Raw genomic sequence first — 26439 nt, forward strand, 5'->3', positions numbered from 1 at the left:
GTGAGCGTAAGCCGTACGCGGCGCGTGATGGTGAGCGTAAGCCGTACGCGGCGCGTGATGGTGAGCGTAAGCCGTACGCGGCGCGTGATGGTGAGCGTAAGCCGTACGTGAAGCGTGATGGTGAGCGTAAGCCGTACGTGAAGCGTGATGGTGAGCGTAAGCCGTACGCGGCGCGTGATGGTGAGCGTAAGCCGTACGCGGCGCGCGATGGTGAGCGTAAGCCGTACGTGAAGCGTGATGGCGACCGGACGTCGCGTGTTCCGGCTCGCACCTCGCGTCCGCCGCAGGGTTCGGACCGTCGCAGCGGCCCCGCGGCACCGCAGCTGCCCGATGATGTCACACCCCAGGACCTGCCGGCGTCCGCGCGTAATGAGCTCAAGACGCTGTCGAAGGAGAACGCCGAACAGGTCGCCCGTCATCTGGCCATGGCGGCGCGCCTCATCGACGATGACCCCGAGCGCGCACACGTGCACGCCCTCGCCGCATCCCGTAGCGCCGGCCGTATCGCCATCGTGCGGGAGACTGTGGCGATCACCGCGTACGCGCTGGGCGACTTCGCTCTCGCCGTGCGCGAACTGCGCACATATCGCCGCATCTCCGGCCGTGACGACCAGATCGCTCTTCTCGTCGACAGTGAGCGCGGGGTCGGCCGGCCCGATCGCGCCCTCGAGGTGGGGCGCGCGGTGGATCGCTCCACGTTGACGACGGACGTCCGGGTCGAGCTGGCGATCGCCATGTCCGGCGCCCGGCTCGATCTCGGCGAGACCGAACGCGCACTCAGCGAATTGGACATTCCGGAGCTGGATCCCGATCGGGCCTTCTCGTGGAGTCCGGGTCTGTTCGCCGCCCGCGCCGCGGTGCTCGAAGAGCTCGGGCGCCTCGACGAGGCCCAGCAGTGGCAGCGACGCGCCGAGGTTGCTGCTGAAGCCCTCGGTGCTGTCGACGCTGATCTCGAGGTGATCGAGGTCGACGAGATCGACGAGATCGAGGAAGCCGCCTCTCCGGTGGAGGAGGCGACCGACTGATGGCGCTGTTCTCGAAGCGCACGGCGCCGACTCCGCTCGACGGTGTCGATGTGGTGCTCGCAGACCTCGACGGGGTCGTCTACGCCGGTCCGGGCGCTCTCCCGTATGCCGTCGACAGTCTGAATGCCGCCGCCGCCTCGCGACGTCTGGGGTACATCACCAACAACGCGTCGCGCCGCGATGCCGTCGTGGCGGAGCACCTCCGCGATCTCGGACTGACATCGACACGTGCCGAAGACGTGGTGACCAGTCCGCAGGCGGCGATGCGGTTGCTACGTGGGCGGGTAGCTCCGGGTTCGACGATCCTCGTCGTCGGGGGAGACGGACTCGTGTTCGAGATCGAGAAGGCGGGCTATGTCGTGACCCGCAGCGCCGACGACGCGCCCGCTGCCGTCGTCCAGGGGTTCGCACCCCAGGTGGGGTGGGAGCAGCTCGCCGAGGCTGCATACGCCCTGGCCACACCGGAGGATTCCGGTGGCATCCCATGGATCGCGACGAACACGGATTGGACGATCCCCCAGGCACGCGGGATCGCGCCGGGCAACGGCACGCTCGTTTCCGCCGTGCACACGGCCGTCGGTCGGCTTGCCGTCGTCGCCGGCAAGCCCGAGCGTCCGATCTTCGATGAGGCGGTCGACCGCTTCGGTGCGCACAAGGCGCTCTTCATCGGCGACCGGCTCGACACCGACATCGCCGGCGCTCAGGCAGCCGGTCTCGCCTCGGTGCTGGTACTGACCGGGATCGACCGGCCGAAACACGTGCTCGCCGCTCCGCCGACGTCGCGGCCCACGTTCATCCTCGGAGACCTGCGTGAGCTGCACGAGGAGTATCCCGAGACCGTCGTGCGGGGAGATGTCACCTCGGTGCGAGATGCGGCCGTGCGCGTCGACAATGCCGACATCCACATCGTGTCGGAGGGATCGCGCCCGATCGATCTCGTTCGTGCCGGCGCCGCAGCAATCTGGTCCACCGGACGCGCCATCTACGGTTTCCGCGTGCCCGAGCGTCTCTACGCCGATCCCTTCCACCGCCCGTGAGGTCGCATCGGCACTGACCGTCCTGAGGTTGTCAACCCCTCCGCACCACGAGGGTCTGCAACGTAGCCTCATCGTACGTTTCGTTCGAGGAGGATGCATGTCCGGAGTGAAGTTCTGGCTCACCGCGGCGATCGCCGGTGGCGTCGGCTATGTGCTGGGCGCCCGCGCGGGTCGTGCACGGTACCGCGAGATCAGTGCAGCGGCGAAGCACTTGTGGGATGACCCGTCGTTGAAGAAGGCCCGCGCGCGTTCCCGGAAGCTCGTGGACAAGGCGGCCAAGCGAGCAGCGAAGAAGCTGGGCGTCTGAGGCGCGTTCGGCGGTCACTGCCACCCGAAGGTGTTGAACCACTCTGCGCGCGCTGCGGACTCGGTGACGTCGTCGGCGCCGCGGAATCGGTCGTGGACAGCGATGCGGCCATCGACGAGAGGCACGAAAGCATCGCACTCGAGGCATCGCGCCCGCCCGTCGGGAAATCCGGCAGCGGAGGAAGTGTCTGAGAGGCGAGGCGCGCTGACAGCCTGAACGCCTGACCCCGGGCACCGTGGGGCGTCGGCCTCGTTATCGGCACATCTGCGACGTGCCGACGCGGTTGTGCAGCCCCGCATGTCCGGACGGTCGCGTACACAGGGCGCTCCCGCGTCGACTGCGGCACCACCGTGCGGTCGGATAGGTCACTGCTTCAGCTTAGGTATCCTGGCCCGACTCGTGGTCGCCTCCGGTCAGTCCACGAGTGGGCCGCCGTGCTTCCAGTAGCCGAGGAACGAGACCCTCTTCGGCGTGATAACGCCGACCGAGGTGAGATGGCGACGGATCCGGGCCACGGCACCGGTCTCGCCGGCGATCCACACATACGATGTGGCGTCGTCGCGAAGCGGTGCGGACGCGGCATCCGCCCAGCCCCGTACGAGCCGTTCAAGCGCAGAGCCGGGCGAGACGTCGGGCGCGACCGCGGTGGTGAGCGTTGCGAGACCCCCCTCGCCGAGGTCGTCCGCGTCGGCGAGTTCGGCGAGGACCTCGATGCGCGTCGCGTTGCGGTGCGTCTGGACGATGTTCCTCATCGCCGGGATCGCGGACGCATCGCCGACGAGCAGAAGCCGCGTCGGCGGTGTGGGCGGAGTGAAGTGGATGCCGTAGCCCGTGTATCCGGCGCGCGCATCGGGCCCCGTCACCATCAACTCGTCGCCGGGCGCGCAGGTCATCGCCCAGTGGGAGGCCGGTCCCGCAGGTTCGTGCAGGAACACATCGACATCGATCTCGGCCTCATCGGGACGGATGGCGGCTGGTGTGTAGGTCCGCAGCGGATTGCGCTGGGAGGCGGGAAGCGACTTCCAACGCGTGTACCACTCGCGCGGGTGCGGCGTCGGGACCTTCCGCAACCCGACGTCAACGATGCCGACTTCCGGCAGGGGGAGGACGAGCTTGATGCGCTGATCGAGTCCCCACGGCGCGAAGTGGCGGAGCATCGGACCGGCCAGAGTGACGCGCTGGAAGTTCGGGGTCACGCGTCGCACGGCGGCGACGGTCACCGGAAACGCACTGTACTCCCACGGCCGCACGTCGCCCGATGCCAGAGCGGGCACGCTGGTCACCGTCCTCCCGCCGCGGCGTGTCGAGCGCCGAGTGGCACGACGAGCGGTCCGCGCGTGACGGGATCGGCGATCACCACGTTGGGCAGGTCGAAGACCTCCTCCACCCGTTCGGCCGTGATGACCTCGGCCGGGGGGCCTTCCGCGGCGATCCGTCCGTCTCTCATCGCAATGATGTAGTCCGCGTAGCGCGCCGCGTGGTTCAGGTCGTGCAGTACCGCGACGATCGTGCGACCGCGACGGTTGAGCGCTGCGAACAGCTCCATCAGCTCGACCTGGTGCGCGACGTCCAGGAACGTGGTGGGTTCATCGAGCAGCAAGAGCTCGGTCTGCTGCGCGAGGACCATCGCGACCCACACGCGCTGGCGTTGGCCGCCCGAGAGCTCGTCGACACGACGGCCCGACAGTGCGCTGATCCCGGTTTCGGCCATCGCCTCACGCACCGCCGCTTCGTCGGCATCCGTCCACTGACGCCAAAGTCCGAGATGGGGATAGCGACCGCGCGCCACGAGGTCGGCGACGGTGATTCCCTCGGGGGCCGACGCGCTTTGGGGCAGCAGACCGAGGCGTCGAGCGACCTCTTTCGGTGAGCGGCGTGAGATGTCGGCACCGTCGAGCACGATGGTCCCGGCCGAAGGGCGCAGCAGTCGAGCCAGCCCTCGAAGAAGCGTCGACTTGCCGCAGGCATTGGGTCCGATGATGACCGTGAACGATCCATCGGGGATGTGCGTCGTCAACTGGGTGATGATCGACCCCTCGTCGTAGCCGAGCGACACCGCGTCAGCCGCGAGGCGGGCATGGCCGCGAGGTCGATCATGGGGGGCGAGGTCGGGGACGGGCTCAGACACGGCGGCGGATCTCCTGGATGAGGGTGAGGACGAGATAGAGACCGCCGACGGACACGGTCACGACCCCGGCCGGCAGCGCCACCGGCAGAAGGTGTTGGGCGATGATGTCGGCGGCGAGCAGCAGCGCCGCGCCCACGAGCGCGGACAGCGGCAGGGAGAGGTAGGGCGTCCGACCCAGCCGACGCGCGATCTGGGGCGCCGCGAGGGCGATGAAGGCGATCGGACCGACCACCGCTGTGGCGATCGAGACCAGCAGCACCCCGATGAACAGCGCGCCGCTGCGGATCATCGACGGGCGCGTGCCGGTCGCGATCGCCAGATCGTCGCCGAGGTCCAGCTGGCGCAGGCCCGGAGCGAGGGGGGCGAGCACGATCAGCAGAGGGATGCCGCAGAGTGCTGCACCGGCCACCGCCGCCCCTGTCACGCCGTTGAGCGAGCCCGTTCCCCATGCGGAGGCGAACATGGCGGTCTCGAGCTCGATCTGCAGCAGCATCCAGGTGTTCGCTGACGCGAGCATGGCGGCGACGCCGATGCCGATCACGATGATGCGAAAGCCGTCGCTGCGAACGCGACCCGCCAGCAGCACGATGATGGCCGCCGTCAGCAGGCCGCCGACGACGGCTCCCGCCGCCAGGACGGTCCATGACGTGGAGATGAACAGCATCGCCCCCAGCATCCCCGTGAACGCCCCGTTCGAGAGCCCCAGGATGTCGGGGCTGGCGAGGGGGTTGCGGGTGACGGTCTGGAACAGCGCTCCCGCGATCGCGAGGTACGCCCCGAGAACGATCGCGGCCAGCGTGCGGGGCAGCCGCCACTCGAAGACGACGGTGCGATCCAGGGGAAGGCCGCCGCCCGCGATGACCTCGACGACCGCTGTCGGAGACAGCGGGTACGAGCCGAGCCCGAGTGCGATGACAGCCGCTGTCAGGGTCGCCGCTGCCAGTGCCGCGCCCGTCAGGGCGCTTCGAAGACGGACGTGCACCATGTGCGGGTGCCGCCCGATCGAGATGCGGCGATATCCCCGGTCGGACGTCGTCGCCGGACGTGTTCGTGTCGCCGGCACGCTCATGCTGCGGTCGCCCTGCGACGACGGGCGAGAGCGATCAGCACGGGTGCACCGACGAACGCCGTCACCACTCCGACGGGGATCTCGGCGGGGGCGATGAGCACACGTCCGAGCACATCCGACAGCAGGACGAGGATGGGGGCGAGGATCATCGAGGCGAGCAGGATACGTCTCTGATCGATGCCGAACATCCACCGCGCCACGTGCGGAACCATGAGCCCGACGAACGAGACCGGTCCGGCGATGGCGGTCGCCGTTCCCGCCAGGATGGTGACCGCGGCGACGACACCGAAACGGATGCCGACGAGCGAGGCGCCTTGCGCACGCGCGACGTCATCGCCGAGAGCGAGGGCATTCAGCCCCCGAGCAAGAAAGAGCGCGCCGACCACGGTGACAGCGACGAAGGGGAGGAGGGGGAGCAGCACGTCGAAGCCGCGACCCAGCAGCGAGCCGGCGTGCCACGCTCTCATGCGATCGAACGCGTCGGGATCGCTCAGCGTCATCCCCGTCGTCGCGCCCGCGAAGACCGCTCCCAGCGCGACACCGGCGAGCGTGAGACGCAGGGGATCCGCGGGGCCCCGACCGGATGATCCGATGATGGTGACGCCGATGGTCACCACCAGAGCGCCGGCGAACGACAACCAGATCAGCGAGGTGATGTCTCGCAGCCCGAAGACGGCGATGCCGATCGCGATCGCGAACGCGGCGCCGGCGTTGACGCCGAGGATGCCGGGGTCGGCGAGGGGATTGCGTGTGAAGCCCTGAATCAGAGCTCCTGCCGTGCCGAGGGCGGCGCCGACGATCAGCCCTGCGGCCGTGCGTGGCACCCGCAACTCTGCGACGATGTACCGGACATCCGGCGAGCCGCCGCCGGCGAGGACATCGAGCACCGTGCCCGCGTTCAGCGGACGGGAGCCGATCATCAACGACAGTGCCACCGACACGGCCAGCAGGATGGGGAGCGCGACCAGCGCGAACGCGTGAACCGTCGCGCGTGGCAGGCGGGGCGAGGCAGGGGGGATCGCCGGTGTGCGAGGCCCCCGTGGCACGACGACGGTCACCGTGTCGACAGGAAACGCTCGACATCGTCGAGCACGCGCATACCGCCCTTGGGGCCGACGCCCGACACCCAATAGCTCGTGTCGACGAGGGTGACGGAACCGAACGCGTCGGCGTTCTGAGTGATGGCCGCCGGGATCAGGCTCCGGTCGTCGACATCGGCGGCGGTGACGAAGAGGTAGTCGGCGGCGGCGTTGCGGATGTTCTCCGGAGAGATGTCCGCCTGCAGGCCGTCCTTCCAGTTCTGGGCGGGAATCGTGAACCCCACGCACTCGAGGGCGCTGCCGGCGAAGGATGTCGGGCCGTACAGACTCAGGGTCGTCTCGTCGCGCGGTCGGATCATGTTCGCGGTCTTGCCGTCCAGGGCGAACTCGTCCTTGATGGAAGAGCATCGCTGGGTGAATTCGGCCAACAGCACGGTGGTCTGGGCCGTCTTTCCGAGCGCCTCGCCCACGAGCATCGCGTTCTGCTGCCAGGGGTCGGACTGGGTGGTCATGAACACCGTCGGCGCAATGGAACTCAACTGGTCGTACAGCTTCGAGTGGCGCGACTCTGTTCCGAGGATCAGGTCGGGTCGTAGTGCCGCGATCGCCTCGAGGTCGGGCTCGGGTACCGTCCCCACCGGAGCGACGCCATCGACGCCGAGGTAGGCGGGGACGCCGGCCACGTTGCTCGCGACGGCGGCGCCGACGGGCGTCACGCCGAGCGCTACCGCGGTGTCCAATTCGACGGGTTCCAGCACCACGACGCGCTGCGGGTCGTCGGGTACCTCGGTGATTCCGCGGGCGTGCGCGACGGCATGGGTGCCGCCCGTCGTCGCCGCCGGTGCAGCATCCGCTGCCGACGAACATCCGCCGAAGGCGATGATGGCGGTCACCATGACGGCGAGGGCGGGCAGGGATCGTCGAGCGGGGGAGCGCATGGGGCTTCGCTTTCGTCGGACCGCACCTTCAGGGTGGGTGCGGATGAGGTATGGCTTACCTAACTATGCTCATGTCCGCGGGGTGCGTGCAAACTCGCCGCCTAGGATGGGGGATCGTGAGTGAGAACCAGCGACAGATCTTGGATGCCGACGTCCGCGACATCAGCTACCTCGACGAAGGCACCGGGCCCGCCATCGTTCTGCTGCCCGAAGCCGGACTGGACTTCGCCTACTTCGGCGCTCTGGCGAGCATCCTCGTCGAAGAGGACTTCCGGGTGGTGCGCATCGCCGCGCGACGCTCCGACGCGCAGACGCTGCACGAGCTCGCCCAGGACGTGGTCGACGTCCTGGAGCACCTGGGCATCTCGGAGGCATGGATCGGCGGGCACGGATTCGGCGGCGCTGTCGCGCGGACCGTCGCGATCGACCATCACGAACGAGTGAGCGGCGTGCTGCTGCTGGGTGTCACGCGTGACGCTCCGTACGGTGAGGATTTCGACGCGGAGGTGCGTGCCGTCTTCGGTGACTCGTTCTCGCCGCAGGCCGATGTGCGCCGGGTGCAGGCGGACGCGCTCGCGGCGACGGCTGCCGAGGCGTGGCAGCCCGTCGCGGACGCCACTCCCGTCCTCATCGTCCAGGGGACCGCGGATCGCGTCACGCCGGTCGAAGCCGGAGAGGCACTACGTGAGACCGCGCCGGGGCTGGTCAGCGTGAAGGCGGTCGATGGCGCCGGCCACTTCTTCCCACTGACCCACCCAGGCGAGACGTCGTGGTTCATCGAGGACTACCTCGACTGGGACTGAAAAGCGTCCCTTTCAGGCCGTCTGGCCGTCGTGCGTGCCTTCGCCGATCTCCTCGACGAGCTTCGCGGTGAAGGCGGGCAGATCGTCGGGCGTGCGGCTGGAGACGAACCCCTCATCGACGACGACGTCCTCGTCGACCCACGACGCGCCCGCGTTGGTCAGGTCAGTGCGAAGGCTCGGGAAACTCGTCATCGTACGACCCTCGACCACCCCGGCTTCGACCAGCAGCCAGCCTGCGTGGCAGATCGCGCCGACGGGCTTGCCCTGCGCGAAGAAGTCGCGAGCCAGCCGCACCGCGGCCTCGTCGAGGCGGAGGTTGTCGGCATTGACGACGCCCCCGGGCAGGACCAGGGCGTCGAAGTCGGCGGCGTCGGCCTGCGCCGTCGTCCTGTCGACAGGCTGGCGGTGACCATTCTTGCCCTCGATGTCTCCAGGGGCGGGCGAGATCATGACGGCCGTGGCTCCGGCATCCGTCACCGCCTGCCAGGGGGCGGTCAGTTCGCTGTCCTCGAAGCCGTTCGTCGCGATGAATGCCACCGTCTTGCCGGCGAGTTCGTCTGTCTGCGTGGGAGTGCTCATGTCATCGACGCTACGGATGCCACCTCGGCCGCGCCCGGGGGTTGACACCGACGTAAGATCGACGCATGACCACTTCGAATCAGCCTGAGGTCTCCGTCGACGCTGACGCTTCGAGCGCGAAGGGCGTCACGACGCTTCTGCCGCTCGTGGACGCGAGCGTCGACGCCTCCGCGTCGTGCTGCGGTGGCGGGGCCTGCAGCATCGGCTGACGGACGGGCCTCCGCCCTCGGCGCCTGCGCCGGTCGGCGTGAGTTTCCTCAGTGCGCGGAGACACCCTCCGGTGCATCATCCGGCTTGCGGATGAGGACGGCGCTGATCAGCAGGGGCGTCCCGATGATCGCCGCGAGCAGGAAGGCCGCTCGGGCACCCGCTGCCCCGGCCGGCGCGTCGGCCGCTCCGCTCTGCGCCGCCGCCGCAGCCACAGACGACATCACAGAGATCAGCAGGGCGATCCCGGCCGCACCGGCGACCTGCTGGATGGTCGAGACCATCGCGCTGCCGTAGGAGTAGAACCGCGGCTCCAGCGAGCCCAAGGATGCCGTGAACAAGGGCGTGAACGACATCGCCAGTCCGATCGACAACAGCGTCTGCGTGACGACGAGGATCCACACGGGGGTCGATTCGGTGAGGAGCGTGAAGCTCCACAGGATCGTCAGCACGACGATGGTGCCCGGAAGCAGAAGCACGCGGGTGCCCCAGCGATCGTAGATGCGCCCGATGACGGGTCCGAGAAGACCCATCGCCAGTGCGCCCGGCAGGACGACGAGACCGGACGCACTCGCCGACAGCCCCAGTGTGTTCTGCAGGTACAGCGGGAGAGCGGTCAGCGTCCCGAAGAATGCCAGCGACATCACCGCGAAATGCGCGACCGAAAGGGAGAAGTTGCCCGAGCGGAAGATCCGCAGATCCAGGAGCGCCTCATCGCGCTTCTGGAGGATCAGCTGACGCCAGGCGAACAGGCCGAGGGCGACGAGGCCGACGCCCAGCGCGATGACGAGAGTCGTCGTCGCCGTCTCGGCGGCGGCGAGATCCGAGCCATGCCCGCCGATCTGGCTGAGCCCGAAGACGACACCGCCGAACCCGACGGCGGACAGCGCCACGGAAAGGATGTCGATCGGCGTGTGGGTGCTCTCACCCAGGTTGTGGATCCAGCGCACGCCCACGACCAGGGCCACCAGTGCGATGGGAAGGACGATCGCGAAGATCCACCGCCAGGTGAGATTGTCGAGGACGATACCCGCCATGGTGGGTCCGATGGCGGGAGCGAGTGAGATCACGACGCTGACACGGCCCATCATCCGTCCCCGCAGGTGCGCAGGAACGACGGTCATGAGTGTCGTCATGAGCAGCGGCATCATGATGGCCGTCCCCGACGCCTGGACGACACGAGCGATGACGAGCACCTCGAAACCCGGAGCGACCAGCGCGATGAGGGTACCCGCCGAGAACAGACTCATCGCCGTCGCGAACATCGCTCGCGTGGTGAAGCGGCGCAGCAGGAAGCCGGTGATGGGGATGACGACCGCCATCGTCAGCATGAACGCCGTCGTGAGCCACTGCGCAGCCACCGCGGTGATGCCGAGGTCGACGATCAGGTGCGGGATCGCGACGCCCATCGTCGTCTCGTTAAGGATCGCCACGAACGCGGCGGCCAGCAGCAGCCAGATGACGCGATTCTCCTTGGCTCCGACCTGAGCGGGTGCGGCCGGCGCGGTGGTCGTGTCGGGAGAAGTCATCGGGCTCCTGGGTGTCGTCGGGACGCTTTCCCGGCGGGCGGGGCAACTCTTCACTGTAACGGGAGGGTCGGACACGGCATTCCCGGTCGCGGTGGGAGCATCGAGGCATGAGTTCTCGCCGTCATCCGTCGCGGGTGGCCGTCCGCGGCCCCCTCTCCCTCGCCGTCGGAGTCGTGGTCGCGGTCGTCGTCTCGATCGCCGCCGGGATCTCGGTCGGTCTTCTCGCCGGCTGGGCCGTCGTGGCAGCGATCAATGTGGTGTGGCTGCTGAGCGTGGTGTGGCCGATGAATGCCGATCAGACGCGCTCGCACACGACGAGCGTCGACCCGGGGCGCCCCGTCGCACGGTTGATCGCACTCGCCGGCAGCGTCGCGAGCCTGGGCGGGGTGGTGGCGGTGCTGGTCGGGGGCGGCGGCGGCGGGCACGCCCGCGCCTTCCTCGTCGCAGGGGTCGCGATCGCGGCGGTGGTCAGCTCATGGGCGCTCATCCAGGTGGACTACATGCTGCGTTACGCCCGCGTCTACTACGCGCGCGTGGCCGCAGGGAAGGCGGGAGGGATCGACTTCAATCAGGACGATGCGCCGATGTACTCCGACTTCGGCTACTTCTCCGTCGGTTTGGGGATGACCTACCAGGTGTCCGACACGGACGTGTCCGCGAACGAGATCCGGCGGATCATCGTCGCGCAGACGCTGCTGGCCTATCTGTTCGGCGCGGTCATTCTGGCGTCGGTGATCAATCTCGTCGCTGGTCTCGGCTGAGCCGCCCCCGTCCGACGCGGGGTTAGAGTGACCCGGTGAGCATGGGGATGGGCGGTATGGGCCCGGGCGGGCGTCCGGCGGCCTTTCGCGGTGTCGACGAGGGGGCCCAACGACGACGGAATGCCGAGGCCCCGGTCATCCCGAACCTCGGCGCTCGGGTCGTCGCCCTGTTCCGCCCCTACCGCGTGCGCATCCTGGTGACGGCGGTGATGGTCGTCGTCGGCGCGGCGATCGGCGTCGTGCCGCCCCTCATCGTGCAGCGGATCTTCGACGACGCGCTCTTTCCCACCGACGGCGCGCCGCCGGATCTCGCGCTTCTGCTGCGCTTGGTGCTCACGATGATCGGACTGTTCCTGTTCTCCGCCGTGCTCGGCGTCACGCAGACCTGGCTCACCTCGACGGTCGGGAATCGTGTCACGGGAGACCTGCGGGTTCGCCTGTTCGATCACCTGCAGGCGATGGAGCTGGGCTTTTTCACCCGCACGAAGACCGGGGTCATCCAGTCGCGACTGCAGAACGACGTCGGCGGCGTCTCGGACGTCCTGACCAATACGGTCACCAGCATCCTCGGAAACACGGTCACGGTGATCTCGGCGCTCGTCGCCATGATCCTCATCGACTGGCGGCTGACCGTCATCGCCGTCATCATGATGCCCGCGCTCGTGCTGGTGCAGAGGCGCGTGGGCCAGGTGCGGGCGCGCATCGCGGGTCAGACGCAGGAGTCGCTCAGCGAGTTGACCAGCATCACCCAGGAGACGCTGTCGGTGAGCGGCATCCTCCTGTCCAAGGCTTTCAACCGCCAGCGAGCGGAGTCGGAGCGCTACCGCGCCGAGAACCTCAACCAGGTGCGTCTCCAGGTGCGACGAGCCATGAGCGGCCAGGGCTTCTTCGCTGTCGTGCAGGTCATCATGGCGTCGGTGCCGGCGGTCATCTATCTGGTGTCGGGCTATCTCATCGCGGGCGGAACCGGCGCGATCACAGCCGGTACGGTCGTGGCGTTCACCACGGTGCAGGCGCGCCTGCTCCAGCCGCTGATGGGGCTGATGCGCGTCGCGCTGGATCTGCAGACCTCGCGGGCCCTGTTCGCGCGCATCTTCGAGTACCTGGACTTGACGCCGGCGATCGTCGACGCTCCCGGCGCGATCGAGGTGGGGCGCGCTCCCGGGCCGATCGGACGGGTCGAGTTCCGCGATGTCGTATTCCGCTACCCGGATGCCGCGGGTGACGCCCGCCCGACGCTCGACGGGGTCTCGTTCGTCGCCGAGCCCGGCCAGCACATCGCCTTCGTGGGGCCGTCCGGCGCGGGCAAGACCACCATCGTCTACCTGGCTCCCCGCCTCTACGAGGCGTCCGAGGGTGCGGTCGTCTTCGCCGGCCGGGACGTGCGCGGGCTCACTCAGGAATCGATCGTGGAGAACGTCGGGATCGTTTCCCAGGAGACGTACTTGTTCCACGCCACCATCGCCGACAACCTCCGCTATGCGAAGCCGGATGCCAGCGACGAGGAGCTCGTGGCGGCGTGCACGGCGGCGAACATCCACCACGCGATCGCGAACTTCGAGCACGGCTATGACACGGTCGTCGGCGAACGCGGCTATCGGCTCTCGGGCGGCGAGAAGCAGCGCATCGCGATCGCCCGCGTTCTGCTGAAGGACCCGCCGGTGCTGCTGCTGGACGAGGCCACGTCGGCTCTGGACACCGTGTCGGAACGGGTCGTGCAGGAAGCGCTGGACAATGTGGCGCGGGGGCGCACGACCATCTCCATCGCACACCGGCTGTCCACCGTCGTCGGTGCCGATGTCATCCATGTCGTCGAAGCGGGGCGCATCGTGGAGTCGGGAACCCATGCCGAACTCCTCGCCCAGGGCGGGCTCTATGCGGAGCTGGCCCTCGAGCAGATGGCGGCTGCGACGATCGAGGGCCTGGAGGCGCAGGCGCGGGAACAGGCCTGAAACAGCTCAGGCCGGTTTGTTCCCGTCTTCGGACCCGATCGCGTCCGTGGGGTACGGGATCGGCTCGTTCTCGGCGATCACCTTCGGCTTCGGGTTGACGAGATCCTCCGTGGAGAGGGCGGCGAGCTCGTCGATCTCGGCACGGATCTCGGCGAGATCGGGACCCGTGGGGCGATCGGGGAGGTGAGCGGCGTCGGAAGCGGTCATCCGCTCAGGATATCTCCGGCCCGTCTCACCACAGTTCTGCCGCGCTGCGCAACCGTGCCGCGGCGTGGTCGAGTTCGATGGACTCGGCATCCGCGCGATCATGGAGCACGCGGATGAACGCGCCGAGCGTGCGGCGGTACGCGTCGTCGGGACTGTCCTGCGCGATGCGGACGAGCGGAGGGACATCCATCTCCAGAATGAGACGGATGCGGGCACGGACGGCGGCGCGCTGGCCGGCGCCGTCGAGCACGGCGATGCCTCCGCTGAGGGCGTCGAGATAGTCCACGAGCACGGGGAGCAGATTCTTGTTCTGCGTGATCGATGAGCCATCGGCACGCTCGCGCCAGTGGACGACGACGTCGGGGATGACGTCGATGGCGCGCGCGGCCGTGTAGAGGCGTTGCGCGACCAGCTGATCTTCGTAGAGCTTGCCCTCGGGAAAGCGCAGGCCTGTCCGCCGCCACAGCTCCACCCGGCTGAGCTTCGACCACGCCACGATGTTGCCGGAAACCTGGGGATGCGCCGCCAGCGTTGTCGCGAGACGTGGCGGATCGGTGGCCGCGCGAACCCACGGCTGCACGGGACCGGGACGGTAGACGCCCGCCTCGTCGGCGCGCAGCCGGACATACGCGCCCACGACGACATCGCTGCCCGATCGTGTCAGCGTGTCGACGAAGCGCTCCAGTGCGCGCGGGGTGAGCACATCGTCGGCATCCAGGAATCCGACGAACGGTGTCTCGACGAGATCCAGTCCGGTGTTGCGGGCGGCTGACAGTCCACGCGCGACGGGATGGGTGACCACGTGGAAGCGATCGTCGGATGCCGCTGCCTCCGCGAAGACCTCTGCGGTCGCGTCGAGGGAACCGTCGTCGACCAAGATGGCGCGCCATCTCGTGAGCGTCTGGGCGCGGAGGGAGTCGACGGCCTCGTGCGCGTAAGCGGCGACATCGCGTCCGGGGACGATGACGGTCACGACGGGTGTGCTCACGGCCCCGATCGTACCGCCGCCACCGATGCGGCGACCGCGTCCGCGGCCACATCGAGTATCGCTGTGGCCCGCTCTTCGTCGCCGACACCGAAGTCATGGCTCAGACTGAAGCGCACCGCGGTCTGGGCGAGTTCGGGACAGACGCCCAGCGCGAGCAGCACATGAGAGGGCTCATCGCTGCCGGCGGCGCACGCGGAGCCGCTGGAGGAGATCACCCCTCGGCGCTCGAGCTCCAGCAGTACCGACTCGCCGCTGGTTCCCGCGAAGGTGAAACTGGCCACGGAGGGCAGTCGCCGCGTGGCGTGGCCCGTGAGCCGGGACGACGCAACGAGGCCGAGCACGCGGGCGATGAACCGATCGCGCAACGCGCCGACGCGAGCCGCTGCGGCCACGCGCTCGCGCTCCGCGATCTCCAGTGCTGTCGCGATCGCGACGGCGCCGGCGACGTTCTCGGTGCCGCTGCGTCGCTCCCGCTCCTGGCCGCCGCCGTGCAGCAGCGGCTCCAGAGGCACGCGGCCTCGGAGCGCAAGCACACCGATGCCCGGGGGAGCACCGATCTTGTGTCCGGCGACCGAGATCGCATCGGCGCCCGTGCCGGCGAGCGGCAGCCAGCCCGCAGCCTGTACCGCATCGACGTGCAGCGCCACACCGGCTGCGCGCGTCACCGTCGCGATCGCGTCGAGATCCTGGACCGTGCCGATCTCGTTGTTCGCATAGCCGATCGACACGAGCGCGGTCTCGGGCCGAAGCGCCGCGGCGACGTCGGCGGCCGCGACGAGACCCGTCGCATCGACCGGCAGGTGGGTGATGCGTGCGCCGTGCACACGCTCGAGGTATTCGCAGGAGGCGAGGACCGCCTCATGCTCGATAGGTGTCGTGATCACGTGCACGGGCGCGTCTCGTCCTGTGCCGCGATGCAACGCCGTGCCGATCGTGATCCCCTTCACCGCCAGGTTGTCGGCCTCGGTGCCGCCCGAGGTGAAGACGATGTCGGCGGGGCGCATGCCGAAGACGGCGGCGACGCGCCGCCGCGCATCGGAGAGCACGGATGCCGCGGCTTCGCCGACCGTGTGGTGGCTGGACGGGTTGCCGAAACGATCGCCGAGGAAGGGCAGCATCGCCTCCCGCACTTCCGGACGCACCGGCGTGGTGGCAGCGTGATCGAGATAGAACACGGCTCCTCCGGTCAGGCTCCGACGTCGGCGCCCGACACGCGCGCGTCCAGGCCGAGGTCGAGCGCGCGTGCGGAGTGCGTCAGGGCGCCCACCGAGATCACATCGACACCGGTGGCGGCGATGTCGGCCACGGTGCGCAGACTCACTCCGCCCGACGCCTCGACGGTGGCGCGTCCGGCGACGAGCGCGACGCCCGCGCGGAGGTCGTCGAGGGTGAAGTTGTCGAGCATGATCGTGCCGACACGCGCGGTGCCGTCGCCGGCGGCGAGGACGGGTTCGATCTGCTCCAGTCGATCGACCTCCACCTCGACATGCGTCGTGTGGGGGAGCGCCGCCAGCGCACGGCGCAGCGCGCCCGTCAGATCACCGCCGTCGGCGGTCAGCACCGCGAGATGGTTGTCCTTGGCCATCACCGCGTCCGACAGCGAATAGCGGTGGTTGTGGCCGCCGCCGCTGCGGACGGCGTGACGTTCCAGTGCCCGCAATCCCGGAGTGGTCTTGCGCGTGTCCGCGATGCGCGCGCCGCTGCCTGCGACCGCGTCGACGTAGCGGGCGGTGAGCGTGGCGATGCCGCTCATGCGCTGCACGAGGTTGAGGCCCACCCGTTCAGCCGTCAGCACGCCTCGTGCCGGCCCGCTGACGGTCGCGAGCACATCACCCGCTCCGAAAGCGGCGCCATCGGAAACGGCCAGATCGACGGTGATGTCCGCGTCGGTGAGGGTGAACGCTGCCGCGAACACGTCGCCGCCGCTGAAGACACCGGGCTCGCGCGCGACCAGGTCGGCCGTGGCGGCGGCATCCGCCGGGATCAGATACTCGCTGGTGACGTCGCCCCACGGCGCGTCCTCCTCGAGGGCGGCGATGACCACGCGCTCGATCTGGCGTGGAGTCAGCATGCCGACGCCTGGAGCTCGGGGAGAGCCGGGACGGACGGTGAGCCCGTGTGCATGTCGTCGCGGCGCGCGTGCGCTCCCACCGACGCTGTCCGCGCGAGCGCGGCATCCACCAGGCAGGCCGCGACGAGCAGCAGGTTGGCGTCCTCGAAATCGGCCTCCCGGTGCGGCGGGTGCTGCGCGGCCCGCCAGTCGTCGATCACGGATGCGGCGTGGCGGAGCCCCGCCGCATCGCGCACGAGTCCGGCGTGCTCCCACATCAGCATCTGCAGCGCCGTTCGGTGCCACGGCGTCGCATCGGCCGCGTTCGGATCGCCGACGACGGCCGTCGTCGCACGGGAACCGCCGACGACCGGCCAGGTTGCGGAGTCGGTGTCGCCCACGATCGCGTCACCGGCACGGGCGCCGAACACGGCGCCCTCCAGCAGCGAGTTGGAGGCGAGTCGGTTCGCGCCGTGCACGCCGGTGCGGGCGACTTCGCCCACCGCATACAGTCGCGGGACGCTCGTGCGTCCGTACAGGTCGGTGGCCACGCCGCCCATGAGGTAGTGAGCGGCCGGCGTCACCGGAATCGCCTCCTGCGACCAGTCCAGCCCGCGTTCGCGCACGGCGGCGTCGATCGTCGGGAAGCGGCGTCGCAGGAAGGCAGCCGCCTTCTTGCGCGCCGAGCCCGTACCGGCGGCTGCGAGGCCCAGGCCGGTCGCGTCGAGAAGCACCGGCTCGCCGCCCTGCTCGTCCATCACCGCGGCGATCGCGCGGGCGACCACATCGCGGGGCGCGAGCTCGGCGTCGGGGTGGATGTCGAGCATGAAGCGCCGCCCCTCCTGGTCGCGCAAGACCGCACCTTCGCCGCGGACGGCCTCCGAGACGAGGAAGGGCTCGGCGCCGTCGACCGACAGGACGGTGGGGTGAAACTGCACGAACTCCAGGTCGCACACATTCGCGCCGGCGCGTACGGCCGCGGCGATGCCGTCGCCGGTGGCGACGGCGGGGTTGGTGGTGTGCGCGTAGAGCTGACCGATTCCGCCGGTCGCCAGCACGACGGCATCCGCCGGAATCTGTTCGCGCCGCGCATCGCCGATGAGGAGATCGACGCCGGCCGCGCGCCCGTCGCCGTCGAGGATGAGATCGACGAGGAACGCGTGCTCGATGACACGGGCCCCGCTCGTGCGCACGCGCGCGACGAGCGCCTTCTCGATCACACTCCCGGTCGCGTCACCCCCGGCGTGCAGCACCCGCGGGTAGGAGTGTGCCGCCTCGAGCCCCTTGACGAGAGCGCCGTCACTGCCGCGGTCGAAGGCGACGCCGAGCGCGATGAGCTCGCGGATGCGCTCGGGCCCCTCGGCCACCAGGACGCGGACGGCGGCGGGGTCGCTGAGCCCCGCGCCCGCGACGAGCGTGTCGTGTTCGTGTGCGGCGACGCTGTCGTCGTCGAACATGACGCCGGCGATACCGCCTTGGGCGTACCGCGTGTTGGCGTGTTCGAGCACGTCTTTCGTGACGAGCGTCACGCGGCATCCGGAGGCGGCGGCGTGCAGCGCCGCAGTGAGGCCCGCGATCCCCGAGCCGACCACGACGACGTCAGGTGCGTCCGCGCTCACGGCTTCGCCGCCAGCATCCGCTCGAGGGCGACGCGCGCCGGGTCCGCGACGTCGGCGGCGACCGTGATGCGGTTGACGACCTCGCCGGCGACGAGGCGCTCGAGCACCCAGGCCAGGTAGCCGGGGTGGATGCGGTACATCGTGGAGCACGGGCACACCACGGGGTCGAGGCAGAAGATCTCGTGCTGGGGGAACTGCGCCGCGAGTCGCTGCACGAGGTTGATCTCGGTGCCGATCGCGAAGGTCGTCGGCTCGGTGGCGGCGGCGATGGCCTTACGGATGTAGTCGGTGGAGCCGGCCTCGTCGGCGGCGTCGACGACGGCCATCGGGCACTCGGGGTGCACGATGACGCGCACGCCCGGGTGATCGGCGCGGGCCTTCTCGATCTGGTCGACGGTGAAACGGCGGTGCACCGAGCAGAACCCGTGCCAGAGGATGACGCGCGCGTCGGCGAGCGCGCTCTCGCTGGATCCGCCGAGCGGCTTGCGGGGATTCCACATCGGCATCTGCGTCAGAGGCACCCCCATCGCCTTCGCGGTGTTGCGTCCGAGGTGCTGATCGGGGAAGAACAGGACGCGACGCCCCCGTGCGAACGCCCATTCGAGCACGGTGCGCGCGTTCGAGGACGTGCAGACGATGCCGCCGTGTCGGCCCACGAACCCCTTGATCGCCGCCGAGGAGTTCATGTACGTGACCGGGATCACCGGGACGAGGCCGTCGGCGTCGGGGGCCGTCAGATCGCCGTAGATGTCTTCGAGCTGCTCCCAGCACTCCTCCACGTCGTCGATGGAGGCCATATCGGCCATCGAACAGCCGGCGGCGAGGTTGGGAAGGATCACGGCCTGCTCCGGGCGGGAGAGGAGATCGGCGGTCTCGGCCATGAAGTGCACGCCGCAGAACACGATGGCCTCGGCATCGGGGTGCTCCAGCGCCGCGTTCGCGAGCTGGAACGAGTCTCCGACGTAGTCGGCGTGCGTGACCACCTCCTCGCGCTGATAGAAGTGGCCGAGCACGACGACGCGCTCGCCGAGGGCAGCCTTGGCCGCGCGGATGCGTGCGTGCAGCTCGTCCTCGGATGCCGCGCGGTACTCCGCGGGAAGTTCGCCCTGACGCGGCGCGCCGGTGGGGATGACGTCGCCCATCGACGAGCCGGGGCCGTATCCAGGCCGCGCATCGAAGTCCCACGGTCCTGCCGCGAGATCGGTGTTGCAGGTCTCGGCCGTCGAGGCACCCGAGACGATGGCCTGGATGCCGTGGTCGACGCTGGGGTCGATCTCGTCGCCGGGACGGGGCTGGAGGGTGAGGAAGGTGGCGCTCATATCGTGACCTCTTCGGGAAGGGCGGATGGTGCGGACGCGGCGCCGCCGTCGCGGTCCGGGTCGGGTGGCAGGGGCCCGCGGTCGGCGAGCTCCACATCGTGGTTGTAGCGATACAGACGTGCGGGTCGGTGGCTGCCGGTGCGAAACGCGTCGGTGGGGATCAGCGTCGCCGAGTTCTCCACCTGACGGCGGAAGTTGGCGGGGTCCAGATCGCGTTCGAGGATCGCCTCGTACACCTCGCGCAGATCCGACAAGGTGAACAGCTCCGGCAGCAGCCCGTGCGCGATCCGGCTGTAGCCGACCTTGTTGCGCAGCCGCCACAGCGCGTAGTCGACGATGTGGTTGTGGTCGAACGCGAGGGCCGGCAGGTGCGCCGCGTCGAACCACCTCACGTTGTGGGCGTCCTCGGGCAGCTGTGCGCCTTCGCGCAGCAGTGCCCAGTAGACGATGGACACGACGCGCCCGGGCGCGCGGCCGACGTCGCCGAACGCGTAGAGCTGTTCGAGGTAGCTCGGAGCCAGTCCGGTCGTCTCGGCGAGGGTCCGCGACGCGGCTGCCTCCAGGTTTTCCGCGGCATCGAGCCAGCCACCCGGAAGCGCCCAGAGACCGTCGTGCGGGTCGCGCGTGCGACGCACCAGCGGCAGGACGACGGCGAGCCGTCCCGACTCGTCGCGGCGCAGGCTGAAGATGACCGTCGAGACGGCGACGCGAATCGTATCGGTCGGGGAACTTGTTCTTGTCATGATGACCATAACCTCGTCGTCGATCTTAGAGTCATCCGGACTCGAAGGGCAAACCGGCAGCGCCGCCGAAAATCCCGTCGACGCTCGACCGGCAGCATTCGTGCAGGAATCGCGGAGCCGCAGCGGCTACGGTGAGCGCGGAGGTCCCCGTGCTGATCGTCGACATCATCGCCGTCGTGGCGCTGCTTCTCGCCCTCGCGTCGGGTCTGGCGCGCGGCTTCTTCGCCAGCCTCGGCAGCGTCATCGGGATGATCGGCGGCGCGGCCGCCGCTCTCTGGCTGCTGCCTCTGGTGACCCCGTGGCTGTCCACCGTCGTCCCCTCCGGAGGTTGGCGCACCGCTGCGCTCGCCGCCGCCGCGATCGGGCTCGTCGTCGTCGGAACCGCGGCCGGCGCCGCCATCGGAATGGCCATTCGTCGCGGCGTCGACCGCGCGCGACTGCGCGGACTCGAGCGTTTCCTCGGTGGCGTGCTCACCACCGTGGCCGCCGCGTTGGCTCTCGTGCTCGTCTCCTCGGGGCTCGCGACCGCGGGCATCCCTTACGTGTCGTCGGCGGTCGCCTCCTCGCGCGTCGTCGGTGCGCTGCAGGCGATCACACCCCCGCCGGTCCAGGACGCGCTGGCCCAGGCGCGTGGTGCGCTGCTCTCGGACGGCCTGCCGCGGCTGGAGGCGGCGATCGGCGCGATCGTCACCCCCACCGATCCGCCGATCAGCCTCGACGACCCCGCGCTGCAGAACGCTGCGGCATCCGTGGCCCGGGTGAGCGGCACCGCCTACGCGTGCGGGGTCTCGATGACGGGATCGGGCTTCGTGGCCGCGCCGGGACTGGTCGTGACGAATGCCCACGTCGTTGCGGGAGTGGACACGCCCGTCGTGGAACTGCCCGGTGGTCGTGCGGGAGAGGGGCGCATCGTCCTCTTCGATCCGGTGAACGACCTCGCCGTGCTCTCGATCGGCGGCCTGCCGGCGACCCCGCTCACCATCGCCGACCCCGCTGCCGCCGGAACGCAGGCCGCCGTGCAGGGATACCCGCACGGCGGCCCGTTCACCAACGTGTCGGCGGGGATTCTGTCCGTGTCGTCGGTGCCCGTGCCCGACATCTACGACTCGTCGGTGAATCCGCGGGAGATCTACGCCTTGCAGGCCGACGTCCAGCCGGGAAACTCCGGCGGCCCGCTGCTGGATGCTGCCGGCGACGTCGTCGGCGTGGTCTTCGCCCGCGGCGCGGACGGCGAAGGGCGTGGCTACGCGACCACGACCACCGTGCTGCGCCCGGAGCTGGATCGGGTCACGGCCGACTCGCCGACCGTCGCATCGGGACGCTGCACGCGCTAGCCGCTGATGTGCGTCGAGCCAGGCGCTATGCTGACAGGGCAACTGAAGACAGGCCGCATGACGTGTGCGGGAGAGCCCCGGCATCCAGCGTTTCTCGAGGATCCGGGCACCGAAGGAGCAAGCCTCCCCGCCAATCTCTCAGGTCCGCGTACCGCTCGCGTCCGGCCGCTCTGGAAAGCGATCCCGCAGTGGGGGATCCGCCGACGGTGAAAGCCGGTTCCGCGCAAGCGGGCCCGGCGAAACTCTCAGGCCGATGACAGAGGGGGAGTTCCCGGCTGCCGGTCCCGGCATCCGCCCGCCCGATGTCCCGGGGAGAACTCATGTCAGACCTCCGCACCACCGCACTCGCCGATCGCCATGCTGCGCTCGGCGCCGCCTTCACCGACTTCGGTGGCTGGAACATGCCCGTGCGCTACACGTCCGATCTCGCCGAGCACCACGCGGTGCGAACGGCTGCCGGACTGTTCGACATCTCGCACATGGCGGAGTTCCTCGTGACGGGTTCGGGGGCCGCGGCCTTCCTCGACTACGCGCTCGCCGGGCGGATCTCGACCATGAAGGTCGGCAAAGCGAAGTACTCGCTTCTGCTCGACGAGAACGGCGGCGTGATCGAGGACGTCATCGTCTACCGCACGGGCGACGACCGGTTCCTCGTCATCTCGAACGCCGGCAACCGCGCGCTCGTCGCGGAGGCGTTCGCGGCGCGGGTCGATCGGGCGGCGCAGATCGTGCGATCCGGCCGGGAGGTGCCGGCGGACGGCGTGTTCGGGTTCGTCGTCGGCACCGAGCCCGCTGTCGTCGAGGACATCTCCGATCAGACCGCGCTGATCGCGGTGCAGGGTCCACGTGCTCGCGAGATCGTGGAAGCGACCGCCGGCATCGCCGACGTGGAGCCCGCGCTCGCCGACCTCGGCTACTACGCCTGGTCGCAGGCGCGCTTCCAGGACCAGCCGCTGTTCATCTCCCGCACCGGATACACCGGTGAGGACGGCTTCGAGCTGATGCTGTCGAACGCGCTCGCCCCCGCGCTCTGGGACTCGCTGGTCGAGGCGGGGGGGCCGTTCGGACTCGTCCCCGCGGGGCTCGCCGCGCGCGACACTCTCCGTCTCGAAGCGGGCATGCCGCTGCACGGCCATGAGCTGTCGACCACGATCCTGCCCGCCCAGGCGGGGCTCGGGCGCGTCGTCGCCGCTGACAAGGACGAGTTCGTCGGCAAGGCCGCCGTCGCGGTGGACGCGACCGACCGGCCCGTGCTGGTCGGTCTCGTCGCCGAGGGCCGTCGCGCCGGCCGCGCCGGCTACGCCGTGGTGGATGCCGACGGCAACGTGGTGGGTGAGATCACGAGCGGGGCGCTGAGCCCGACGCTCGGACACCCCATCGCGATGGCCTTCGTGCCCCCGAGTTTCGCCGACCCGGGCACCTCGCTCTTCATCGACGTGCGGGGCACTCTGATCCCCGCGACCGTGACCGCTCTGCCTTTCTACCGGAGGACCGCATGACCGACCTGACCACCCTCAAGTACACCGAAGAACACGAGTGGGTCGCCCTCGAGGGCGATGTCGCGACGGTCGGCATCACCGACTACGCCGCGGACAAGCTCGGCGACGTCGTCTACGTCGACCTGCCCGCGGTGGGCTCCACCGTCACCGCGAACACGGTGTGCGGCGAAATCGAGTCCACGAAGTCCGTCGGTGAGCTCTACGCGCCGCTGTCCGGCGAGATCGTCGCCGTCAACGACGCCGTCGTGGACGACCCGTCCCTCGTCAACAGCGGGTCATTCGAGGGCGGATGGCTCGTGAAGATCCAGGTCGATCCCGCCGATGTCGACGCCCTGCTCGATCGAGCTGCCTACGTCGCACTCACGGGCGGCGAGGAGTGAACGCGGCGCCCTTCCGCGATCGGCACATCGGCACGGACGCCGCCGCCCAGGCGGAGATGCTGCACGTGCTCGGCTACGAGAGTGTGAACGCCCTCGTCGAGCGGGCGGTCCCGGCATCCATCCATGCCGCACCCGTCGCCGACAGCGCGATCCCTTTCGCTGCCACCGAGGCCGAGGCGCTCGCAGAACTGCGCGAGCTCGCCTCGCAGAACCGGCCCGCGCGCGCCATGATCGGCCTGGGATACTACGACACGCTGACGCCGTCGGTGATCGCGCGGAACGTCTTCGAGAACCCCTCCTGGTACACGGCCTACACCCCGTACCAGCCGGAGATCTCTCAAGGACGGCTCGAGGCCCTCATCAACTTCCAGACGATGGTCACCGATCTCACCGGCCTCGCGACCGCGAACGCCTCGATGCTCGACGAGGCGACCGCTGTCGTCGAGGGGATGCTCGTGGCGCGCCGCGCCTCGAAGGCGACCAGCAACGTGTTCCTCGTGGACGCCGATGCCCTGCCGCAGACCAAAGCGCTGCTTGCCCACCGTGCGGCGGCGCTCGGTATCGAGATCATCGAAGCCGATCTCGCCGCCGAGGGGGTGCCCGCCGGCGCGACGGGTGCGTTCGGAGCCCTTGTTCAGTATCCCGGAGCATCCGGTCGCGTGTGGGATCCGTCCGCCGTCATCGGCGCCGTGCAGGAGCAGGGCGGCCTCGTCGTGGCCGCGGCCGACCTGTTGGCGCTGACGCTGCTGCGCTCGCCGGGCTCTCTCGGCGCCGACATCGCCGTGGGCACCACGCAACGTTTCGGCGTGCCGATGGGCTTCGGCGGTCCGCACGCCGGATACATGGCCGTCAGGTCCGGTCTCGAGCGCCAGCTGCCGGGACGGCTGGTCGGCGTTTCGGTGGATGCCGAGGGGCGCCCGGCGTACCGCCTGTCGCTGCAGACCAGAGAGCAGCACATCCGTCGCGAGAAGGCGACCTCGAACATCTGCACCGCGCAGGTGCTCCTCGCCGTCATGGCGTCGATGTACGCCGTCTATCACGGTCCGCACGGTCTGCGTCGCATCGCCGATGAGGTCGCGGGTAAGGCGCACCTGCTGCGTGACTGGCTGGTCGAAGCCGGCAACGAGATGCTTCACGACGACTTCTTCGACACCATCGTCGTGTCGGTGCCCGGCCGCGCCGGTGAGATCGTGGACGCGGCGCGGGAGCGCGGGTTCCAGCTGTGGTTCCGCGACAGTGACAGCGTCGGCATCTCCGTCGACGAGGCGACGACGGTCAGCGAACTGCATGTGCTCGCCCAGGTCTTCGGTGGCCGCGCGCAGCGGGCCTTCGGGTGGACCGGGGGAGGCGGCGCCCCATCGCTGCCGGAGTCGCTGCGGCGCGCGGACGAGTTCCTGACGCACCCCGTCTTCCACGCTCACCACTCGGAGACGGCGATGATGCGCTATCTCAAGCAGTTGGCCGACCGGGACTACGCTCTCGATCGCGGCATGATCCCGCTCGGATCCTGCACGATGAAGCTGAACGCGGCGACCGAGATGGCGGCGGTGTCGTGGCCCGAGTTCTCCCGCGTTCACCCGTTCGCACCGATCGAGGATGTCGCGGGCTACCTGGTGCTCATCGAGCAGCTCGAGTCGTGGCTGGCGGAGATCACCGGGTACGACGCCGTCTCCTTGCAGCCCAACGCCGGCTCACAGGGCGAGCTGGCGGGGCTGCTCGCGATCCGCGGCTACCACCACTCCCGCGGCGATGAGCAGCGTGACGTCTGCCTCATCCCCTCCTCTGCCCACGGCACCAACGCGACATCCGCCGTCCTCGCCGGCATGCGGGTCGTCGTCGTCGCGTGCGACGAAGCCGGCAACGTCGACCTCGGCGACCTGCGCGCCAAGATCGCCTCACACGCAGAGGCGCTGGCCGCTCTGATGATCACGTACCCCTCGACGCACGGCGTCTACGAACAGGACGTCGTGGACATCACCGCCGCGGTGCACGATGCCGGCGGGCAGGTCTACGTGGACGGCGCCAACATGAATGCGCTCGTCGGATTCGCCCGGTTCGGCGACCTCGGCGGCGACGTCTCGCACCTGAACCTGCACAAGACCTTCGCCATCCCGCACGGCGGCGGCGGACCGGGCGTCGGCCCCGTCGCCGCGAAGGCGCACCTCGCGCCGTTCCTTCCCTCGCACCCGCTGGCCCAGCGCGCCGAGCACGCGGGCGGGTTCGTCTTCGACGGCGGACCGATCTCGGCCGCGCCCTACGGCTCGGCATCCATTCTGCCGATCTCGTGGGCGTACATCCGCATGATGGGTGCGGAGGGGCTGCGGGAGGCGACCGGGGCGGCCGTGCTCGCGGCGAACTACATCGCCGTGCGCCTTCGAGAGCACTACCCGGTGCTGTACGCGGGGGAGGACGGTCTCGTCGCGCACGAGTGCATCCTCGACCTGCGACCCCTGAAAGAAGCGACCGGCGTGAGTGTGGACGACGTCGCGAAGCGCCTGATCGACTACGGCTTCCATGCGCCGACGATGTCGTTCCCGGTGGCGGGGACGCTGATGGTTGAGCCGACCGAGTCGGAGGACCTCGGCGAGATCGAGCGATTCATCGAGGCCATGATCGCGATCCGGGCCGAGGCGGATGCCGTGGCGTCGGGTGCCTGGCCCGCCGATGACAATCCACTGGTGAACGCGCCGCACACCGCCGAGGCGGTGATCGCGGGGGAGTGGACGCATCCGTATCCGCGCGAACTCGCCGTCTACCCCGTGCACAGCCTGGTGCGCACGAAGTACTGGCCCCCGGTCCGTCGGATCGACAACGCCTACGGCGACCGCAACCTCGTCTGCGCCTGCCCGCCCGTGGAGGCCTTCGCCTAGCCCCGAGCGGCCCGCGCGGTCTCGCGGTCCGTGTGGTCCGCGAGACACGCGTTCC

The 26439-nt window shown here is 69.6% G+C and carries 25 protein-coding genes and 2 riboswitches; of the genes, 11 read left to right on the plus strand and 14 right to left on the minus strand.

Features of this window, described 5'->3' with window-relative positions; all coding sequences use genetic code 11:
- Positions 1 to 227: 227 nt before the first annotated feature.
- The 3 genes from ACT53O_RS05190 (at position 228) to ACT53O_RS05200 (ending at position 2369) form a co-directional block, all read left to right on the plus strand.
- Complete coding sequence (locus ACT53O_RS05190; RefSeq protein WP_476151535.1) at positions 228 to 1025, plus strand: hypothetical protein; 798 nt, start codon at positions 228 to 230, stop codon at positions 1023 to 1025.
- A complete protein-coding gene (locus ACT53O_RS05195) occupies positions 1025 to 2062 on the plus strand; it encodes an HAD-IIA family hydrolase (protein ID WP_347417186.1) in 1038 nt (345 codons plus the stop codon). The genes ACT53O_RS05190 and ACT53O_RS05195 overlap by 1 nt, the downstream gene beginning before the upstream one ends.
- A 97-nt stretch (positions 2063 to 2159) precedes the next feature.
- Positions 2160 to 2369: a hypothetical protein gene (locus ACT53O_RS05200; protein ID WP_051039639.1), complete on the plus strand. Its 210-nt coding sequence runs from the start codon at positions 2160 to 2162 to the stop codon at positions 2367 to 2369.
- Positions 2370 to 2782: 413 nt separating this feature from the next.
- Here ACT53O_RS05200 and ACT53O_RS05205 read toward each other — a convergent pair whose 3' ends face one another.
- The 5 genes from ACT53O_RS05205 to ACT53O_RS05225 form a co-directional block, all read right to left on the minus strand.
- Positions 2783 to 3643, minus strand: a complete 861-nt coding sequence (locus ACT53O_RS05205; RefSeq protein WP_244295615.1) for a siderophore-interacting protein — start codon at positions 3641 to 3643, stop codon at positions 2783 to 2785.
- 5 nt (positions 3644 to 3648) lie between these two features.
- Complete coding sequence (locus ACT53O_RS05210) at positions 3649 to 4497, minus strand: ABC transporter ATP-binding protein (RefSeq protein WP_476151536.1); 849 nt, start codon at positions 4495 to 4497, stop codon at positions 3649 to 3651.
- Positions 4490 to 5482 (minus strand): FecCD family ABC transporter permease, encoded by a 993-nt coding sequence (locus ACT53O_RS05215; RefSeq protein ID WP_476151537.1) that lies wholly within the window; start codon positions 5480 to 5482, stop codon positions 4490 to 4492. Before ACT53O_RS05215 ends, ACT53O_RS05210 begins: the two co-directional genes overlap by 8 nt.
- An 80-nt stretch (positions 5483 to 5562) precedes the next feature.
- On the minus strand, positions 5563 to 6624 hold the full coding sequence (locus ACT53O_RS05220) for a FecCD family ABC transporter permease (RefSeq protein WP_476151538.1): 1062 nt from the start codon (positions 6622 to 6624) through the stop codon (positions 5563 to 5565).
- A complete protein-coding gene (locus tag ACT53O_RS05225) occupies positions 6621 to 7544 on the minus strand; it encodes an ABC transporter substrate-binding protein (RefSeq protein ID WP_476151539.1) in 924 nt (307 codons plus the stop codon). Before ACT53O_RS05225 ends, ACT53O_RS05220 begins: the two co-directional genes overlap by 4 nt.
- A gap of 116 nt (positions 7545 to 7660) precedes the next feature.
- Between ACT53O_RS05225 and ACT53O_RS05230 the strand changes: the two genes are divergently transcribed.
- A complete protein-coding gene (locus tag ACT53O_RS05230; protein WP_112931260.1) occupies positions 7661 to 8347 on the plus strand; it encodes an alpha/beta fold hydrolase in 687 nt (228 codons plus the stop codon).
- 12 nt (positions 8348 to 8359) lie between these two features.
- Here ACT53O_RS05230 and ACT53O_RS05235 read toward each other — a convergent pair whose 3' ends face one another.
- Entirely contained in the window at positions 8360 to 8926 is a 567-nt protein-coding gene (locus ACT53O_RS05235; protein ID WP_005053760.1) for a type 1 glutamine amidotransferase domain-containing protein, read from the minus strand.
- A gap of 65 nt (positions 8927 to 8991) precedes the next feature.
- Between ACT53O_RS05235 and ACT53O_RS05240 the strand changes: the two genes are divergently transcribed.
- On the plus strand, positions 8992 to 9135 hold the full coding sequence (locus tag ACT53O_RS05240) for a hypothetical protein (RefSeq protein WP_155947569.1): 144 nt from the start codon (positions 8992 to 8994) through the stop codon (positions 9133 to 9135).
- A 48-nt stretch (positions 9136 to 9183) separates the two neighbouring features.
- Here the strand turns inward: ACT53O_RS05240 and ACT53O_RS05245 are convergent, their stop codons facing one another.
- Positions 9184 to 10662, minus strand: coding sequence for an MDR family MFS transporter (locus ACT53O_RS05245; protein ID WP_135949029.1), 1479 nt, complete (start codon positions 10660 to 10662; stop codon positions 9184 to 9186).
- Positions 10663 to 10769: 107 nt separating this feature from the next.
- Here ACT53O_RS05245 and ACT53O_RS05250 point away from each other — a divergent pair, with 107 nt between their 5' ends.
- Together ACT53O_RS05250 and ACT53O_RS05255 are read left to right on the plus strand one after the other, a co-directional pair.
- Positions 10770 to 11423 (plus strand): DUF1345 domain-containing protein, encoded by a 654-nt coding sequence (locus tag ACT53O_RS05250; RefSeq protein ID WP_039415849.1) that lies wholly within the window; start codon positions 10770 to 10772, stop codon positions 11421 to 11423.
- A gap of 47 nt (positions 11424 to 11470) precedes the next feature.
- Entirely contained in the window at positions 11471 to 13375 is a 1905-nt protein-coding gene (locus ACT53O_RS05255; RefSeq protein WP_112931262.1) for an ABC transporter ATP-binding protein, read from the plus strand.
- Between the two features lie 6 nt (positions 13376 to 13381).
- On the opposite strand, the gene ACT53O_RS05260 is transcribed toward ACT53O_RS05255, so the two are convergent.
- The 7 genes from ACT53O_RS05260 to ACT53O_RS05290 are packed head-to-tail and all read right to left on the minus strand — an operon-like array spanning position 13382 to position 20301.
- Positions 13382 to 13582, minus strand: a complete 201-nt coding sequence (locus ACT53O_RS05260; RefSeq protein ID WP_036316184.1) for a hypothetical protein — start codon at positions 13580 to 13582, stop codon at positions 13382 to 13384.
- Positions 13583 to 13607: 25 nt separating this feature from the next.
- A complete protein-coding gene (locus ACT53O_RS05265) occupies positions 13608 to 14570 on the minus strand; it encodes a glycosyltransferase family 2 protein (RefSeq protein ID WP_135949030.1) in 963 nt (320 codons plus the stop codon).
- Positions 14567 to 15745 (minus strand): cysteine desulfurase family protein, encoded by a 1179-nt coding sequence (locus tag ACT53O_RS05270; RefSeq protein ID WP_135949031.1) that lies wholly within the window; start codon positions 15743 to 15745, stop codon positions 14567 to 14569. Before ACT53O_RS05270 ends, ACT53O_RS05265 begins: the two co-directional genes overlap by 4 nt.
- Before the next feature lie 11 nt (positions 15746 to 15756).
- Positions 15757 to 16641 carry a carboxylating nicotinate-nucleotide diphosphorylase gene (gene nadC / locus ACT53O_RS05275; protein WP_039415840.1) on the minus strand — a complete coding sequence of 295 codons (885 nt, stop codon included), beginning with the start codon at positions 16639 to 16641 and terminating at the stop codon, positions 15757 to 15759.
- Complete coding sequence (nadB, locus tag ACT53O_RS05280) at positions 16635 to 18239, minus strand: L-aspartate oxidase (protein ID WP_476151540.1); 1605 nt, start codon at positions 18237 to 18239, stop codon at positions 16635 to 16637. Before nadB ends, nadC begins: the two co-directional genes overlap by 7 nt.
- Positions 18236 to 19558 (minus strand): quinolinate synthase NadA, encoded by a 1323-nt coding sequence (nadA, locus tag ACT53O_RS05285; RefSeq protein WP_112931266.1) that lies wholly within the window; start codon positions 19556 to 19558, stop codon positions 18236 to 18238. Before nadA ends, nadB begins: the two co-directional genes overlap by 4 nt.
- A complete protein-coding gene (locus ACT53O_RS05290; RefSeq protein WP_112932857.1) occupies positions 19555 to 20301 on the minus strand; it encodes an NUDIX hydrolase in 747 nt (248 codons plus the stop codon). Before ACT53O_RS05290 ends, nadA begins: the two co-directional genes overlap by 4 nt.
- Before the next feature lie 149 nt (positions 20302 to 20450).
- Between ACT53O_RS05290 and ACT53O_RS05295 the strand changes: the two genes are divergently transcribed.
- From ACT53O_RS05295 to gcvP, 4 genes are all read left to right on the plus strand, one after another.
- A complete protein-coding gene (locus ACT53O_RS05295; protein ID WP_135949194.1) occupies positions 20451 to 21635 on the plus strand; it encodes a MarP family serine protease in 1185 nt (394 codons plus the stop codon).
- 57 nt (positions 21636 to 21692) lie between these two features.
- Positions 21693 to 21799: riboswitch (glycine riboswitch) on the plus strand.
- A 1-nt stretch (position 21800) separates the two neighbouring features.
- Positions 21801 to 21902: riboswitch (glycine riboswitch) on the plus strand.
- Between the two features lie 53 nt (positions 21903 to 21955).
- A complete protein-coding gene (locus tag ACT53O_RS05300; RefSeq protein ID WP_476151541.1) occupies positions 21956 to 23134 on the plus strand; it encodes an aminomethyl transferase family protein in 1179 nt (392 codons plus the stop codon).
- Complete coding sequence (gcvH, locus tag ACT53O_RS05305) at positions 23131 to 23514, plus strand: glycine cleavage system protein GcvH (RefSeq protein ID WP_039415831.1); 384 nt, start codon at positions 23131 to 23133, stop codon at positions 23512 to 23514. The genes ACT53O_RS05300 and gcvH overlap by 4 nt, the downstream gene beginning before the upstream one ends.
- Positions 23511 to 26384: an aminomethyl-transferring glycine dehydrogenase gene (gene gcvP / locus ACT53O_RS05310; RefSeq protein WP_476151542.1), complete on the plus strand. Its 2874-nt coding sequence runs from the start codon at positions 23511 to 23513 to the stop codon at positions 26382 to 26384. Before gcvH ends, gcvP begins: the two co-directional genes overlap by 4 nt.
- Positions 26385 to 26439: the final 55 nt, after the last annotated feature.

Source organism: Microbacterium sp. DMC48 (assembly GCF_056313825.1).

Excerpts from the sequence above, each read along its gene's own strand:
- ACT53O_RS05195 (WP_347417186.1), top strand. The coding sequence starts at position 1,025 with ATGGCGCTGTTCTCGAAGCGCACGGCGCCGACTCCGCTCGACGGTGTC.
- ACT53O_RS05200 (WP_051039639.1), top strand. The coding sequence starts at position 2,160 with ATGTCCGGAGTGAAGTTCTGGCTCACCGCGGCGATCGCCGGTGGCGTC.
- ACT53O_RS05215 (WP_476151537.1), bottom strand. The coding sequence starts at position 5,482 with ATGGTGCACGTCCGTCTTCGAAGCGCCCTGACGGGCGCGGCACTGGCA.
- ACT53O_RS05225 (WP_476151539.1), bottom strand. The coding sequence starts at position 7,544 with ATGCGCTCCCCCGCTCGACGATCCCTGCCCGCCCTCGCCGTCATGGTG.
- ACT53O_RS05235 (WP_005053760.1), bottom strand. The coding sequence starts at position 8,926 with ATGAGCACTCCCACGCAGACAGACGAACTCGCCGGCAAGACGGTGGCA.
- ACT53O_RS05240 (WP_155947569.1), top strand. The coding sequence starts at position 8,992 with ATGACCACTTCGAATCAGCCTGAGGTCTCCGTCGACGCTGACGCTTCG.
- ACT53O_RS05245 (WP_135949029.1), bottom strand. The coding sequence starts at position 10,662 with ATGACTTCTCCCGACACGACCACCGCGCCGGCCGCACCCGCTCAGGTC.
- ACT53O_RS05250 (WP_039415849.1), top strand. The coding sequence starts at position 10,770 with ATGAGTTCTCGCCGTCATCCGTCGCGGGTGGCCGTCCGCGGCCCCCTC.
- ACT53O_RS05255 (WP_112931262.1), top strand. The coding sequence starts at position 11,471 with ATGGGCGGTATGGGCCCGGGCGGGCGTCCGGCGGCCTTTCGCGGTGTC.
- ACT53O_RS05260 (WP_036316184.1), bottom strand. The coding sequence starts at position 13,582 with ATGACCGCTTCCGACGCCGCTCACCTCCCCGATCGCCCCACGGGTCCC.
- nadC (WP_039415840.1), bottom strand. The coding sequence starts at position 16,641 with ATGCTGACTCCACGCCAGATCGAGCGCGTGGTCATCGCCGCCCTCGAG.
- nadA (WP_112931266.1), bottom strand. The coding sequence starts at position 19,558 with ATGAGCGCCACCTTCCTCACCCTCCAGCCCCGTCCCGGCGACGAGATC.
- ACT53O_RS05290 (WP_112932857.1), bottom strand. The coding sequence starts at position 20,301 with ATGACAAGAACAAGTTCCCCGACCGATACGATTCGCGTCGCCGTCTCG.
- ACT53O_RS05300 (WP_476151541.1), top strand. The coding sequence starts at position 21,956 with ATGTCAGACCTCCGCACCACCGCACTCGCCGATCGCCATGCTGCGCTC.
- gcvH (WP_039415831.1), top strand. The coding sequence starts at position 23,131 with ATGACCGACCTGACCACCCTCAAGTACACCGAAGAACACGAGTGGGTC.